The 12,881-nt window shown below is 30.5% G+C and carries 18 protein-coding genes; 11 read left to right on the top strand and 7 right to left on the bottom strand.

Going from position 1 to position 12,881, the window contains the following annotated elements; genetic code table 11:
* Positions 1 to 38 precede the first annotated feature (38 nt).
* From AAU57_RS15030 to AAU57_RS08925, 3 genes are all read left to right on the top strand, one after another.
* Positions 39 to 206, top strand: a complete 168-nt coding sequence (locus AAU57_RS15030) for a hypothetical protein (RefSeq protein WP_156340082.1) — start codon at positions 39 to 41, stop codon at positions 204 to 206.
* A gap of 307 nt (positions 207 to 513) precedes the next feature.
* Positions 514 to 657 carry a hypothetical protein gene (locus tag AAU57_RS15025; RefSeq protein WP_156340080.1) on the top strand — a complete coding sequence of 48 codons (144 nt, stop codon included), beginning with the start codon at positions 514 to 516 and terminating at the stop codon, positions 655 to 657.
* 261 nt (positions 658 to 918) lie between these two features.
* On the top strand, positions 919 to 1,737 hold the full coding sequence (locus AAU57_RS08925) for a hypothetical protein (RefSeq protein WP_055412582.1): 819 nt from the start codon (positions 919 to 921) through the stop codon (positions 1,735 to 1,737).
* Positions 1,738 to 1,879: 142 nt separating this feature from the next.
* Here the strand turns inward: AAU57_RS08925 and AAU57_RS14875 are convergent, their stop codons facing one another.
* Positions 1,880 to 2,023 (bottom strand): DUF1737 domain-containing protein, encoded by a 144-nt coding sequence (locus tag AAU57_RS14875; protein WP_082438597.1) that lies wholly within the window; start codon positions 2,021 to 2,023, stop codon positions 1,880 to 1,882.
* A gap of 259 nt (positions 2,024 to 2,282) precedes the next feature.
* Here AAU57_RS14875 and AAU57_RS08920 point away from each other — a divergent pair, with 259 nt between their 5' ends.
* The 4 genes from AAU57_RS08920 (at position 2,283) to AAU57_RS08905 (ending at position 4,163) form a co-directional block, all read left to right on the top strand.
* Positions 2,283 to 2,600 (top strand): hypothetical protein, encoded by a 318-nt coding sequence (locus tag AAU57_RS08920; protein ID WP_055412581.1) that lies wholly within the window; start codon positions 2,283 to 2,285, stop codon positions 2,598 to 2,600.
* 65 nt (positions 2,601 to 2,665) lie between these two features.
* On the top strand, positions 2,666 to 3,208 hold the full coding sequence (locus tag AAU57_RS08915) for a tyrosine-type recombinase/integrase (RefSeq protein ID WP_055412580.1): 543 nt from the start codon (positions 2,666 to 2,668) through the stop codon (positions 3,206 to 3,208).
* A gap of 1 nt (position 3,209) precedes the next feature.
* Positions 3,210 to 3,434: a hypothetical protein gene (locus AAU57_RS08910; RefSeq protein WP_055412579.1), complete on the top strand. Its 225-nt coding sequence runs from the start codon at positions 3,210 to 3,212 to the stop codon at positions 3,432 to 3,434.
* Between the two features lie 153 nt (positions 3,435 to 3,587).
* Positions 3,588 to 4,163, top strand: coding sequence for a hypothetical protein (locus AAU57_RS08905; RefSeq protein ID WP_055412578.1), 576 nt, complete (start codon positions 3,588 to 3,590; stop codon positions 4,161 to 4,163).
* A 1,016-nt stretch (positions 4,164 to 5,179) separates the two neighbouring features.
* On the opposite strand, the gene AAU57_RS08900 is transcribed toward AAU57_RS08905, so the two are convergent.
* Together AAU57_RS08900 and AAU57_RS08895 are read right to left on the bottom strand one after the other, a co-directional pair.
* The gene (locus tag AAU57_RS08900) at positions 5,180 to 5,365 is read right to left on the bottom strand and encodes a hypothetical protein (RefSeq protein ID WP_055412577.1); all 186 of its coding nucleotides are present in this window, start codon (positions 5,363 to 5,365) and stop codon (positions 5,180 to 5,182) included.
* Entirely contained in the window at positions 5,362 to 6,057 is a 696-nt protein-coding gene (locus AAU57_RS08895) for a sigma-70 family RNA polymerase sigma factor (protein WP_055412576.1), read from the bottom strand. Before AAU57_RS08895 ends, AAU57_RS08900 begins: the two co-directional genes overlap by 4 nt.
* Positions 6,058 to 6,126: 69 nt before the next feature.
* On the opposite strand from AAU57_RS08895, the gene AAU57_RS08890 reads away from it, so the two are divergent.
* Complete coding sequence (locus AAU57_RS08890; protein WP_055412575.1) at positions 6,127 to 6,552, top strand: hypothetical protein; 426 nt, start codon at positions 6,127 to 6,129, stop codon at positions 6,550 to 6,552.
* 156 nt (positions 6,553 to 6,708) lie between these two features.
* Here the strand turns inward: AAU57_RS08890 and AAU57_RS08885 are convergent, their stop codons facing one another.
* Positions 6,709 to 7,833, bottom strand: a complete 1,125-nt coding sequence (locus AAU57_RS08885) for a helix-turn-helix domain-containing protein (protein WP_055412574.1) — start codon at positions 7,831 to 7,833, stop codon at positions 6,709 to 6,711.
* A gap of 902 nt (positions 7,834 to 8,735) precedes the next feature.
* Here AAU57_RS08885 and AAU57_RS08880 point away from each other — a divergent pair.
* Positions 8,736 to 9,212 carry a sigma-70 family RNA polymerase sigma factor gene (locus AAU57_RS08880; RefSeq protein WP_055412573.1) on the top strand — a complete coding sequence of 159 codons (477 nt, stop codon included), beginning with the start codon at positions 8,736 to 8,738 and terminating at the stop codon, positions 9,210 to 9,212.
* 251 nt (positions 9,213 to 9,463) lie between these two features.
* Here AAU57_RS08880 and AAU57_RS08870 read toward each other — a convergent pair whose 3' ends face one another.
* The 3 genes from AAU57_RS08870 to AAU57_RS08860 are packed head-to-tail and all read right to left on the bottom strand — an operon-like array spanning position 9,464 to position 10,845.
* Complete coding sequence (locus AAU57_RS08870) at positions 9,464 to 9,754, bottom strand: hypothetical protein (RefSeq protein ID WP_055412571.1); 291 nt, start codon at positions 9,752 to 9,754, stop codon at positions 9,464 to 9,466.
* 2 nt (positions 9,755 to 9,756) lie between these two features.
* Entirely contained in the window at positions 9,757 to 10,524 is a 768-nt protein-coding gene (locus tag AAU57_RS08865) for a hypothetical protein (protein WP_055412570.1), read from the bottom strand.
* 3 nt (positions 10,525 to 10,527) lie between these two features.
* A complete protein-coding gene (locus AAU57_RS08860; protein WP_055412569.1) occupies positions 10,528 to 10,845 on the bottom strand; it encodes a hypothetical protein in 318 nt (105 codons plus the stop codon).
* 66 nt (positions 10,846 to 10,911) lie between these two features.
* Here AAU57_RS08860 and AAU57_RS08855 point away from each other — a divergent pair, with 66 nt between their 5' ends.
* Both AAU57_RS08855 and AAU57_RS08850 read left to right on the top strand, forming a co-directional pair.
* Complete coding sequence (locus tag AAU57_RS08855; RefSeq protein WP_055412568.1) at positions 10,912 to 11,427, top strand: hypothetical protein; 516 nt, start codon at positions 10,912 to 10,914, stop codon at positions 11,425 to 11,427.
* Positions 11,428 to 11,537: 110 nt separating this feature from the next.
* Positions 11,538 to 12,875: a Clp protease ClpP gene (locus AAU57_RS08850; protein ID WP_055412567.1), complete on the top strand. Its 1,338-nt coding sequence runs from the start codon at positions 11,538 to 11,540 to the stop codon at positions 12,873 to 12,875.
* Positions 12,876 to 12,881 lie beyond the last annotated feature (6 nt).

Here is a 12,881-nt window from a genome sequence, read left to right as displayed (position 1 = left end):
AATTTGGTATATTTGTGACTTAACTTAAATTTTTCAATATGAAATTGAACAACGGAAATGTTCTGGTAGTATTCGCTGCAATAGCCGCCGCCATTGAAGGTGGACGTGTTTGGATTGGTTCTACTGGAAACCCCTATGTCAAGAAAGGTGGAAATGGTAGAGGTGGACCAACTGTCACTTGGTTCAACAGGAAGAACCACAAGTAGTAGACCTTAAACCAAAAAGGGACAATTTAAAAACATCAAGATGATAGATACCAGGTAGATTTTAAAACGTAAGCAATAAATAAGTAACGACGAGCCAAAAAGCTTAAGACGTAGAATCAACCAACGGCTTCTTCATAAATTAATTCGAATAAATTCTCATTTTTCTTTTTCATATTTTTTTAGATATCGCAACAAATTGAAATTGTTGCATTTTTTTTGTCCGAAAATCAAGAAGATGAAACACCATTTACTGATAACCTATGATTTAATTCTTTTGTATATTTACAACTAATTAAACATCCTAATTATGGATTTTTTAAAAAAATTATTTGCGGGTAAAACCGAGAAGGCTACTAAGCGTACTTGGAACGGTACAACAGTTTTAGGTACTGAAAGTGCCAGTAGAGTTCGAAAAGGTAAAACTGTATCTTGGTTTACTGACAAGAAGTAGCTAGGTAAATACCTAACCAAAAAATAACGACGAGCCGAAAAGCTTAAGACGTAGAATCAACCAACAGCTTCTTTTAAATTTATCGTATATAATTCTCATTTTTCTTTTTTATATTTTCTTAGATATAGCAACAAATCAAAATTGTTGCATTTTTTTTACCCTAAACCAAGAAAAAGATAAATACTAAAATCATAACTTGTTGATTTTCATATCAAATTCATTTTTTACACCATTTGCCGGGGGAAAAATAAAAAGCTTAAAATGAGTAAAGAACAAAAGGTTGCGACAGTAAAAAAGGAATATACTTTTTATGATTTCAAAGAGAACTTAGAATTATTATATAAAGAATATAAGCTACTACTTCTATTCTTCTTACCAGCTCTTGGTGCAATATTTCAAGTTTATAATCTATGGATGATTGATTTTTCTTTGGTAAGATTCTTTTCAGCATCACAACTTATTAATGACGGAATTGCCCTATCAATAATTGTAATAGCTTTTCTTATATATGCTATTATATTAGAGGGTATAACATTTGAAGTATGCACCTACGTTGTAGAAAATCCCAGTAGAACTAGATTTGACAAGTATCTAAGGATAACATTTACGATAGTATTATTCATATTAATATTTGCCATATTTATCTACAACTTCTATTTACTGGGATACCAATCAAAACCAATAGTCAACTACGATTTGTTTTATTGTTTAACCCTAATAATTCTGTGTTGTCCTTTATTATTTGCTATTGAAGACAGCATAAAAGGAAATACTAAGAAAGACTTTTCTTTTAGAGCCAAATGGGTTTTCCTAGGGTTAATTGTAATTAACATTTTTACTAGACTTCCATCATATCTAGAAGTGGACGAAACAGAAAATTACCAGTTAGTAATCGATTATGTCCAAGAAAAATATGAAGTTGATGTAGAAAAATCAGATATACTTTACTTTAATGACCAACATATTTTCGTTCAGAAGATAATTAAGTATAATGAAAATCGTAAAGGGAGATTAACCATTTTTAATCCTAGCTACTTAGAGCGAAAGATATATATAGTTCCCTTTTCAGAGTTATTCTGATTTTTAAGTAGGGTGTTGTAAAAGGGTTTACGTTTGACAAACGCCAATGGGACAAATAGACTATAACCGTAGCCCATTAAAACCATTAAAATCATTAGATAGATAGCCAACACGCATATCTTACACCACCCCACACCCCATATCACTCTTTAATTACAGCTTGATGCCATACAGAACTAATCATTCTGATACCACCTTGTGGTTTCCACCCATCATTCATATATGTGGTTACGTATTCTTGTATTCCATTTATCGTATTTGAAGTTAATATTTTATATTCTTTCATAATTATAGTTTTAGAATGCTAATGTAAACTAATTCTAAAATTAAAAATTACTTCATCAATTTATTTGTATATACAATAGATGTAAAGGTAACCTAATTAAAATAATGTTCATTTTGTAGAATACTGAACATTATGAGAATTTATAATACATACAAACGTTAAAGTTTGATATAATGTTCGTTTACATTTGTTTAATCTCATAAATGAACATTATATTTGTACTGTCAAAATAAATTATTAACCCATTAAAATTAGAACAATGGAAAATTTACAACAGTACTGCGAACGTGAGTTCAACACACAAGAAACGTTTAACCTTCTAAAAGCATCTGGTGCTATCTTCTATAGCTGGGGTGTATCTAAAGCAACCAATTATAAGGATGCTGGATTATTGCTCAAAGTCAATGGACATCATCTAGATGGTTATGTATTTATCGTTCTAGGTTGGAATGATGTCTACAAGGTATTCTACCTAGATAATAACCACCAGCTATTGGATAGTGCAGAAGGAATCTATTGTGATATGCTAACAAATGAAATAGATGTTAGGATTGAAAAGATTGATGATTACAAATAACTAATAATGGGTGCTATCTTCAATGGTAGCACCCTATTTAATAACTTTACAAACACCTTATAACTATGACCGGTTCGCCATATATACCATTTGATAAAGCAACAACTACTGCACTTAAAATCATCCGTTCCAATTCTAAGGATAAGAACTTTGGACTGCTTATTATTTGTGGTATCAACTTAGGATTGAGGATTGATGATTTGTTACATCTAACCTATGACCAACTTAAAAAGGATTCCATCACCATTCAAGAAAAGAAAACAAAGAAGAAACGAACCTTAACTATCAATGATGCAATTAAAGATGCTTTAAGCTACTTTAAAGATGAAATAGCATATGAAGGTGGTGGTAATGTATTTGTATCACAGAAGGGTTCAGTTTACTCCAGTCAGCACGTCAATAGATTACTTAAGAAGTATTTTAATAAAGATACCACATCACATAGCTTAAGAAAATCATTTGGTAGAAGGGTGTGGTCTAATGATGGTGAATCAGAAAGAAGCTTGATTATGTTAAGTCAAATCTTCAATCATTCTTCTACAGCTACAACTAGAATCTATCTAGGAATACAACAGGAAGAAATTGATGATATATACCTAAACTTGTAGGATGGTTTCAGCAATGGTTAATTCAATAGGTTTGGTCTTTGATATCATAGGTGCAATGCTTATTTATTTCAATAGTCCAATATCGGAAGGTGGTAGTTTCTTATATAGTTCTGATGAAACAGCTAGACGTATAAAGAAAGCAACTAAGAAAAATAATCTAGTGAAATTGGGTGCTGGAATATTATTAGTTGGCTTCATTATTCAAATCATATCTAATTGGGTTTAGTAGGAATTTTCATATAAGTAATATTATCTTTATAACTTGAAAATTAATTGTAGGGATTAATCTTCATTTGTAATAGCTACTCTTATTGGGTAGCTATTTTTTTTGTCAGAAATAACCTGGTAGATTTATGGTCTAACAATAATTATTTACAATATGAACAAGGAAGTACACAACCTTATCAAAGGTTATTCAAAAAGTGAATTAGAAGCACTCATATCTGATATTCAAGATATGATTGATTCTAACAAAAAGGATTTTGGTGAAATGGATAGAAAAGGTTTCAAACACCTTAATAAGCTAATGCTGGAAAAGTTCTTTGAAGATGTTTTCAACGGTAAATATCCAGATACCGATGCTATAGTTAAGAGTTTTGAATTGAATGATGAAAGTTCTAAGAAAGCTAAGGATTATCTAAATGAAGTACAGCGTATAGTAAACCAAGAAGAATCTATACACAATCAAAATGCTACTGATGAAGAAGTAGCTAAATTTGGTTTAGAATCTGATTGGTCAAAAAGAAGTGATGAAATCAGTAAGTATCTATCAGAAGAATTTGATGTATCTAAATATGAAGATATGACTGTATCTCAATTAGAAAGTAGATATGGTAAATGGGACGATAAAAAAGGTGTTGTTATTGAAGGTAAAACTTATCTGGAACATCCTTATGAAAGAATAGGTTGTAGGCTACTTGAACTTAAGAAACAGTATATGAAGGATTGGAAGTAATCTTCTATCTTTACATCAAATAATTGTTCTTAGGTGAATAATTTATTTTGACAACTGGGCTATCCTTAATTGGATAGCCCTTTTTTTATGCTTTAGATTTTTCTTCTGGTATTAGTGGACTATTAAAAGGAACAGTAGAACTTGAACTGGTGTTATAATGGTTCACGTTGAACTGTGACATTTTTGTATAAGGCTCTAATTCAGCAGATATTTGTATCAATTATTTATCGATTACCGAGAATCACCACTTCACACAATACGTTGTTTCAAGATTGCGGAACCCAACAAAGAAATGCCTTATTAGGGCATCCTTAAATGGTTTATGATGATGTTCTTTGATTGTTCAACAGCACTAAAAGTACATTCATAATTGGTTTATGATGATGTTCTTTGGGTGTTCAATTTCACGTTACAGCCACCTAGAAAGAGTCATTATAGCTTTGGGGTGTACTGTATAGATGGGAATGAGTTTTCAGTATAAAGGGATTATTAGTCCATAGTTTACTTGGAGTAGTTGAATAAAATTTCCTAGTAGAGGTAAATAAGAAAAAAAACAAAATGTGGTACTTATTTGTTTATAAAGTAGGATGGGCAATTTACTTGTTACAGTCAACTATAAATAGGTAACCAACTTTTGAAAATGGAGTACAAAAAACGTGTCCTTTTATTATCTGACTAATGGGATTACAATTGAAGATTTAAGTGAAGATGTTTCGGATTTAGATATAATTTTTTTTGATAGCGTGGGTGAAATTGGGGTGTACTTTTTTTTAAAGTCTAGATTTTCAATCATTACATATATACAGTGAACTATAAAATTTTAGGTTATGAGCATAGCAGATTTAATTGAAATAATAAAAATGGTGATTACATTATCCTCGGTGGTTCTTTTAATATTTCACCGCAAACACATTTATAAATTTTTGACATTCGTTATATGTTGTTGTTTGTGTAAAGAACGATTGATGTGGTTGGATAAATACTACTGGAAGAATCAACCACCAGATGATGATTGATTAGATGTTATACTTATTAATGCGTTCAAAATTCTTGTGTTCATCAATAAGTTCCATCCCACCTTCTAATGTAATTACCGTTGCACCTTCAGGGTAAGTCTTATTGTATTGGTCTACCCTAGCAAACCTTCCTATTTTACCGGATGGTTTGTGTTGATACTCAATCTTCTTTCTTGTCTTGCTCATCTCCTTGTTATCTGTCTTAATCTAATCAGAAATTCTGGATTGTTTTGTAGTCGTTCTATATTCTTATCAAAGATTTGACCTATCCTAGATGATGTAACATTATACTTTTCTGCTATTGTTCTTAGTCTTAGCTTGTTTTGTCTTCCTAACCCTAAATGAAGTATTACCACATCAGCCCAATTTGGTTTCTTTAGATGGTCTTTAATTAGCTGTATCAGCTTTTCATCATTATCATCTGGTTCTGGTTCTGATGCTTCAAACATATCTTCAAACTTGTAATCAGCATCATCAGAATCCCAATTTGAAAACACATAAGCTGTTGGGTGTTCTGTTTCTTTGTTGATTGGTTTTGATATTATATCGCTTTCGTTCTGTTTTGAATCGATTAAGGATAGAAGGTTATTTCTGATACCATAACTGGCAAATGAACTGAAACCTTTGTTTGATTTGGATTCATCATAATTATGGTAGGCTATCATCAAACCTTCCAGTGCATATGATATTAAATCACTTAGTGTATGTTTTGTTGTGAATGAAAATTTATTCACCAGATGAATCACCATTGCAAACTGGCTTCTGATGATTATTTCTTTGTTTGCTTCTTTATTTTCAAATAGTATATCTAATTCTTTTCTAGATAGTTTTATGTGGTGTTGTCTTAGGTAGTTGTATTGTGTATCGTAATTGTTCAATTCTCATTCTGCATTTCTTTTGTGCTACGTTGGTAGCTTATTAGTATTTTGGTGTTTTAATATTTAGATATGTTTAGTCTCAAAGATTTAGTTGATACACCCAAAGAAATTTTGGGGATTTTATCAGCATTTACAGCAGTACCTTTTTGGTACATATGTATTCATAGATTTGAAAGAGAGTTTTTTGACGAAAATTCGTTTACCACTGTAATCATATATTGTTCAGTTTTGTCTTTTTTATATTTCTTTCAATTACTTTGGTTAAGAGTAACATTCAAAGCTTTACCGGAAGAACCAAACATATTATTCCAAGGACTAGATATTGTTAGTAGACAGATAATGTTTCTTTGCTTTATGCTAACATCTGATTTAGTTTTTGACAACTTCATTCATCCCATTGAAATCTCTATACCAAGAATGTTGATTTACTTGTTTGCTTCCTTGTGCTTAGCTGCTATGTTTGACAAAATCAGATTGTGGCGGTCTAAAAATTAGCTTCCAAGTTTGTTAGGATGTTATTGATTTTGTCCAAAGATGCTTTCAGTTCGTCCTGAAGCTGGTTAATCTTATCTAGTGTTTCTTCCATAATTTCTTTCTTTATTATAAATAGTCCGTACTTTCAAAAAGTTCAAACTTTAACAATTTTATTTTCTAGCTGTTTAGGAATTCTTCCAATATATCTTCCCTAGTATCTTCAATTGATTTGGAAGGTTTACCATCTAATACTTCATCAGTGATTGGTAAAGCTGCTACAGAAGCTTGTGCTGATGGTTTCAAATCATCCTTAACGGTTGTAAGTGGTTCTAATATTTCTTTAGTAGTTGTAGTCTTCTTTTCTTCTTTGATGAACTGCTTAAGTTTTGAGATAGTTTCATAGTTACTTCTATCACCTTGTATCATTCTGTTATCAATTCTGAATTCACCTACTGCTATATTTTTAAGTTCTACTTGCTGATTAATCCAATTGGCAAGCTTATTAATAACTGCATCATTAGCTTCATTGAAATATTTAGATTCTGCTGCCACCTTCATAAAGAATTTGAATGCTTCATCCTTCACCAATTGTTCTTGGTTCACTTCATTTTGAAGCTTCACTATTTCTTGTTCTGCTTTATATTGTTCAACTGCTGGTGTTGATACATATGGAAGTTCAACTGGCTTAATATTTTCCATTGGTACAACATCACCAACTATTGATTTAATTTCTTCCAGTGAAGCACCTTTATTAGCTAATTCAATTATATCAGCATCATATTTATCTAATTGTGCATCAGTTAAAGATGCTCTATATGTACGTAGTGTTTTTGAATCTATCATATTCTTCTTTTTTATAATCTTACTTGTTATTTCTTTTTCTGTTGGAAGTGTATTAACAACAGTAGGTGCAGATTCTGCACTTTTAGGTTTTATAGTAGGTGTATAATCTGCACCTTTGGATTTAATTTTAGTTCTAGTTGGTGTAACACCCTTTTCAATGTAGATAGTACCTTTTCTGTTTAGGTATTGATTCTTAGTAATACCTAGATTTTTGAATTTATCCCTTTGGATAATACCTTTTGTTTCTAGGTTTTTTAATGATTTGATGATTGTTCTTTTGGATACACCTATTTTATCTTTAAAATCATCTATTGAATGATAACATTTATCACCATTTCTTTGATAACTAGTGATTATTGAGATAAGAATCTTTTCTGTAAGTGTTATATCAGTTCTACTTAGTACATCAATGTGTAGTTGTATGAATGATGTTTTGTTTGATGTGTTTTCTTTTTTCATTTTCTTTTTTTCTATTCTTCATTATTATTCTTCTTGGTTAGGGTGAAGATGTTGGTGGGAGCTTATCCCCACCAACAACCCTTGTAACTCATTGGTTACATCAATAAATAGTTTGAAATATGTAAAAAGACTATTTATCCTTAAACTTTAACAAACTTTAACATTTAATGTAATTATCTAGTAATGAATGTTATTACTGCAATAAGAGTAAATAAAATTGAGAAATCAAAATGAAGTTGATATTAATTTAAATATTTATTTTTTTTATTTAAATTAAAGTTGTATAAATTGAATTAATGTTAACGCAATTATTTAGGTTGAAAATGTTTTAATCAATTTAAAGCATTTTAAGCTATTATAAATAAAATTCTATACACATATACCAATTTGAATAAATAATTAACCTAACATATCTTAAAATTATAAATTTGATATGTTTTAAATACAATTGAATTACAATTGAAGAATGATTCCAATTTATTTTAATTAAAAACAAAGAATAGAATTAGATAAATCTTAATAATCTCAATTGTAAAAATTTAGATTGAAACAAATTGAACCACTACGCTATCTTGATATTATACTATTACTATGTTATTCTTTAATTACTCTAGTTATTTAAGAAAGGATATAATTAGGAAGGATTTAATTAGTTGAAAGGTGCAGATTCTGCACTTTTAAAAGGTGCAGATATTGCACTTATAGGTTTTACATAAATTGTAAAGGTGCAGAATCTGCACTTATAGTATTCTTCTATTCAAGCAATGTTTGCTAGTACCTTTTGGATAAAAACTAATTCACATTCTTCAACCAGAAAAATAAATATCTCAATAATCTGTACTTTTTCATTTTTCATACTATTTATTATTAAGTAATGAATTTAAATATTGCGATAATGAAAATTGAAAGAACATACCAAAAAAGACATAATCCAACGTATAGTAAATAAATTCCCCAAATCTTATAGAGAAGACCTATTCCAAGAGTGTTACATCCAACTATCAACACTATTAGAAAGTTATGATGATTCACTAGCAAGCTTTAAAACATACAGCTATAAACGCTTGTATTTTACTTGTGTTGATTATCTCAACAAGTACCAGAACAATAATATTTCTTTGGATGAATCATTTTATGATGATGATGGTGAAGGAACCACCAAAGCAGACTTGATTGAATCAGATTTAAACCTAGATTCTCAACTGGAAGCAAATGATAGATTGACCATTCACTTCAACAAGCTATCAGAACGTGATAAGCTTATCCAACAACTTTACTACATAGAAGATTTAAGCGTTCAAGATATTCTAGAATTCTACTACAGTAAACACCTAATAAAGTCTAGCAAGACTATCTACAAAATCATTAACAAGAAATGACCAAATATGAATTAATCAATACACCACCAATGTTATCAGTAGTGGTTCAACTTATAAGAAATGAAATAAACGCAAATACTTCCCTGATTCAGTCAATTTCAATCTATGACAGGTTCTATCAGATTGAAGGAAGTAAAACAGAAAGATATAATCAAATTGCAGAAGAATATAATCTGTCAGCTAAGACAGTACAAAGAATAATAATAGACCTAAATAAAACTGCTAGATGAAGAAAAAAAATGACTTGTAGATTAGGGTTTCGTTGTTCGAGATATTATCCATTTCAATAAATCTTCTGGTGAATCATTAATTTTATAATCTCTTATTATTTGTTTCATTTGCTCGAACCTACCATTTTTAACGGCTTCATTTGGATTTAAATCATATTCTTCACGGTCTATGCTGTAAGTATACAAAACATCCTCTTCTCTCTCATCATCCCTTTTACCAACGTACACAGTTAAAATTGGAACATTTTTATCATTAATGTAACATTTTTTGAACGTAGTTTTATAAATCTCATCAAAACTTTGTCTATTCATAGTTATTTTCGTTGCAATAATTTGTCATCCATTATTCGTTGGTATATGTATCTAGATTCTGGTGTCAACGAATATTTTATATCACCATTTATGTTAGTTATTTTCAACAAACCATTAGTTATAAAAAAGTGTTCTAATTCATCAGAAACCTTAACATCTTCACCTCGTTCTAATTCTTCAATTATTAAATCCAACCCCCTAACATACTTTTGATTATTAAGAAATTCCTGATAAATTCTTTCTAAATTATTAGTATGAACAATACCTTCATTTCCAAAATCTTCTAAAACGGAAATTCTCCGATTTAATTGACCAACCAATTCTTCTTTTTCTCTTAGTTGATTTGTTAGTAATTCAATTTTAGCATTAAGAGTTTTTGTATCTCTATAACCAGCCTTTTCTTGTTCCAGTAAAAATTCTTCCTTAGCAACTAATGTCAACCTTTTAAAATCAGATATTTTCAAATCATTCTGATGGTCTTTTCTTTTTTCCAACCCCCACTTAGATAATAAGTCAATACCTAACATCAATAGTGGTAATCCAAGTAAATAAAAAACTGCAAATAGTATGGGGAAAACTAAACCAGAAACCCAATTAACGTATTCAGCTTCAATTGTTTCCATTCTTTCACCTATTATTTCATCTGAAAGAATGAAATAACTAATAGCTTTCCAGTTGAAAGCAATCCAAGAAAGAATAAAAGCACCTAAAAAGGGATTCTTCAAACGCTCCTTTGCGGTATCTATTACGTTATTTATTATTTCACTCATTACTTAAAGTTTATCCTTGAAGAATGGATTTAAATCTTCTTCATAGGCGTCAATTTCATCAATTTCTAATCTATTTATCAAAGCATTAAAAGAATCAGCTCTATACCTTTTAATAAAGTTATTATTTAAAGTATAACCATCTGATTCTATAAGTTGATTTTGCCATACTGATTTTGGTAATGGTGGTAAATGATTATGGATTTGACCAAATTGAAAATCTTCTGATTTTTTTGCATAAACCAATGAAAATTGTAAAAGGTCATCATTGATATTATAATAGAACTGACACTTATAATTTCTTAAAAACTCTTCTTTAGTCATTTCAAATTATTTTTAATAAAACTAGACTTTTTTGGTTTTGCAGACTATTTATAGTAAACAAACTAAATGAACACTTTTCAACAACACATAAATGCAGAAGGAACTACTATCTATTCCTTCATTGAAGGTCAACCATCAATTAATCTAAAAGAAATTCAAAATGATAGCTACAGCCGTTATGACTTTGAATTTGTAAGTGGTTCAACTGTACCAAAAATTAATAGTGATGGTACCAGATTTAAATATCTTTTAAATGGTCTGTGCGAGGTCAAGACACGTAACAGCAACATAATAGATTACCAGTCAGAAGGAATACTGATTGAACTAAATAAATTGACCGCTGTTATCCGCGAAACAACTATAAAACAAGCTGAAAATATCAATCTAATTTACCAACCGTTCTATTTATCAAAATACAATGATGTGACATACCTATTCAATCTGATGGATTGTGATTTAGGTAGAATACAAATAATCAGATGTCCGAAAACGTCATCCAGTAATGGAAACAACGAATACGTTAATAAAGCTTGTGTTTTGTTATCACCGGATGATGCAATCATAACAATTAACCACATTTAAGAAGCTGAATTAAGCAAGTAGAAGTGACATTCTATTTATGTTGAAGGGAAAAGTAGCACGTTGATGCTACTTTTTTCATTTATACCCTTTAATCACTGATAACCTTAGTAATGAAGGGAACAATATATATCAGTGGTGTTATTGGTGAAGATGTCACCTTAATTGACGTAATAAGGCAAATAAAGGCTTTAGAAGACGCTGCATCCATAGATGTAATCATTGATAGTGTTGGTGGTTCTGTTGAAGTTGGAATGGCAATTTTCAACTATCTAGACAAGCTGGATAAACCAGTAAATACCATAGCTAAACAAGCCTATTCCATCGCTGCATCAATTTTTATGGTTGGTGAAGAAAGAATAGTTGAAGAAGGTGCTGATGTACTAATGATTCACCTTCCTTGGGTTGATGGATTTTCTGGTAATTCTTACCAGTTAGAAGGTGTAGTGAAAGAACTACAAGCTATAGAAAATGACCTAGTTAATTTCTATACCAACTACATCAACATAGACGAAAAGACAATCAAAAATTTATTGGATAACGACACCTTTTTAAGTGCTGATGAAGCAGTTGAATTAGGGTTCGCAACAAGTATAAAGCAATCCCTAAAGGCGGTTGCTTTTTATGATAATAAGAGTAAACAAGAAACTAAAAAAATGAGTAAAACCAAAAAGTTTATAAATGCATTGAATGAATTCTTTTCAGATAAAGTGGATGCCACTATTCAGAATTTGATTCTTCAAGATGCAAATGGTGATGATGTCAATTTCACTGAATTAGATGCTGATGAAGTACCACAGGTTGGTGATAAAGCTGTTGATGGTGATGGTAAAGTAATCGATGGTGAAAGAGTAGCAACGGATGGTTCTAAATGGGTTTTTGAAGCTGGAGTATTAACAGAAGTTGATGCACCAGAAGAAGATTCAGAAGAAGAAATTGAAGTTGATGCTGAAGCTAAAGTTGAAGAAGAAACTGAAGTAAAAGCTGAACAAGAAGTAAAGGAAATCAGCAAATGGTCAATGACCATCAATGAAGATAACCCACAAGAAGGGGATGTACTCACTTACAGCTATGATGAAGACACTTATACATTAGGTGCTGGTGAATTTGAATTGGCTAATGGTAATACAGCAATTACAGATGCAGATGGTATTGTAGTAAAACTAATTGTAGCTGATGCACCATCAGAAGATGAAGCTGAACCATCAACAGAAGAAGTTGAAGAAGATGCAGCAGTAACAGCAATGGTTGCAATGTTATCAGCATTGAAAGCTGATAATGAAAGCTTCAAACAAGAAAACGAAAATTTCAAGAAAGAAATCCTAGCACTTAAAAAATCAATAGGTAGTGAAGAAGCTACTGTAAATGCTAGAACGGTAAATAATAACACAAAACAATCAATTGCTGATTTGCCTAAAAACTTACAGGCTCTTGCAGCATTGAGAAAATAACAAGAT

The organism is Nonlabens sp. YIK11 (assembly GCF_001413925.1).
GTDB lineage: Bacteria > Bacteroidota > Bacteroidia > Flavobacteriales > Flavobacteriaceae > Nonlabens.
The sequence above is the reverse complement of the archived record's forward strand: the minus strand, read 5'-3'. Positions and strand labels throughout refer to the sequence as shown.

Bases quoted from the DNA above. Each gene is read 5' to 3' on its own strand.
- AAU57_RS15030 (WP_156340082.1), top strand. From the start codon at position 39: ATGAAATTGAACAACGGAAATGTTCTGGTAGTATTCGCTGCAATAGCC.
- AAU57_RS15025 (WP_156340080.1), top strand. From the start codon at position 514: ATGGATTTTTTAAAAAAATTATTTGCGGGTAAAACCGAGAAGGCTACT.
- AAU57_RS08925 (WP_055412582.1), top strand. From the start codon at position 919: ATGAGTAAAGAACAAAAGGTTGCGACAGTAAAAAAGGAATATACTTTT.
- AAU57_RS14875 (WP_082438597.1), bottom strand. From the start codon at position 2,023: ATGAAAGAATATAAAATATTAACTTCAAATACGATAAATGGAATACAA.
- AAU57_RS08920 (WP_055412581.1), top strand. From the start codon at position 2,283: ATGGAAAATTTACAACAGTACTGCGAACGTGAGTTCAACACACAAGAA.
- AAU57_RS08915 (WP_055412580.1), top strand. From the start codon at position 2,666: ATGACCGGTTCGCCATATATACCATTTGATAAAGCAACAACTACTGCA.
- AAU57_RS08910 (WP_055412579.1), top strand. From the start codon at position 3,210: ATGGTTTCAGCAATGGTTAATTCAATAGGTTTGGTCTTTGATATCATA.
- AAU57_RS08905 (WP_055412578.1), top strand. From the start codon at position 3,588: ATGAACAAGGAAGTACACAACCTTATCAAAGGTTATTCAAAAAGTGAA.
- AAU57_RS08900 (WP_055412577.1), bottom strand. From the start codon at position 5,365: ATGAGCAAGACAAGAAAGAAGATTGAGTATCAACACAAACCATCCGGT.
- AAU57_RS08890 (WP_055412575.1), top strand. From the start codon at position 6,127: ATGTTTAGTCTCAAAGATTTAGTTGATACACCCAAAGAAATTTTGGGG.
- AAU57_RS08885 (WP_055412574.1), bottom strand. From the start codon at position 7,833: ATGAAAAAAGAAAACACATCAAACAAAACATCATTCATACAACTACAC.
- AAU57_RS08870 (WP_055412571.1), bottom strand. From the start codon at position 9,754: ATGAATAGACAAAGTTTTGATGAGATTTATAAAACTACGTTCAAAAAA.
- AAU57_RS08865 (WP_055412570.1), bottom strand. From the start codon at position 10,524: ATGAGTGAAATAATAAATAACGTAATAGATACCGCAAAGGAGCGTTTG.
- AAU57_RS08860 (WP_055412569.1), bottom strand. From the start codon at position 10,845: ATGACTAAAGAAGAGTTTTTAAGAAATTATAAGTGTCAGTTCTATTAT.
- AAU57_RS08855 (WP_055412568.1), top strand. From the start codon at position 10,912: ATGAACACTTTTCAACAACACATAAATGCAGAAGGAACTACTATCTAT.
- AAU57_RS08850 (WP_055412567.1), top strand. From the start codon at position 11,538: ATGAAGGGAACAATATATATCAGTGGTGTTATTGGTGAAGATGTCACC.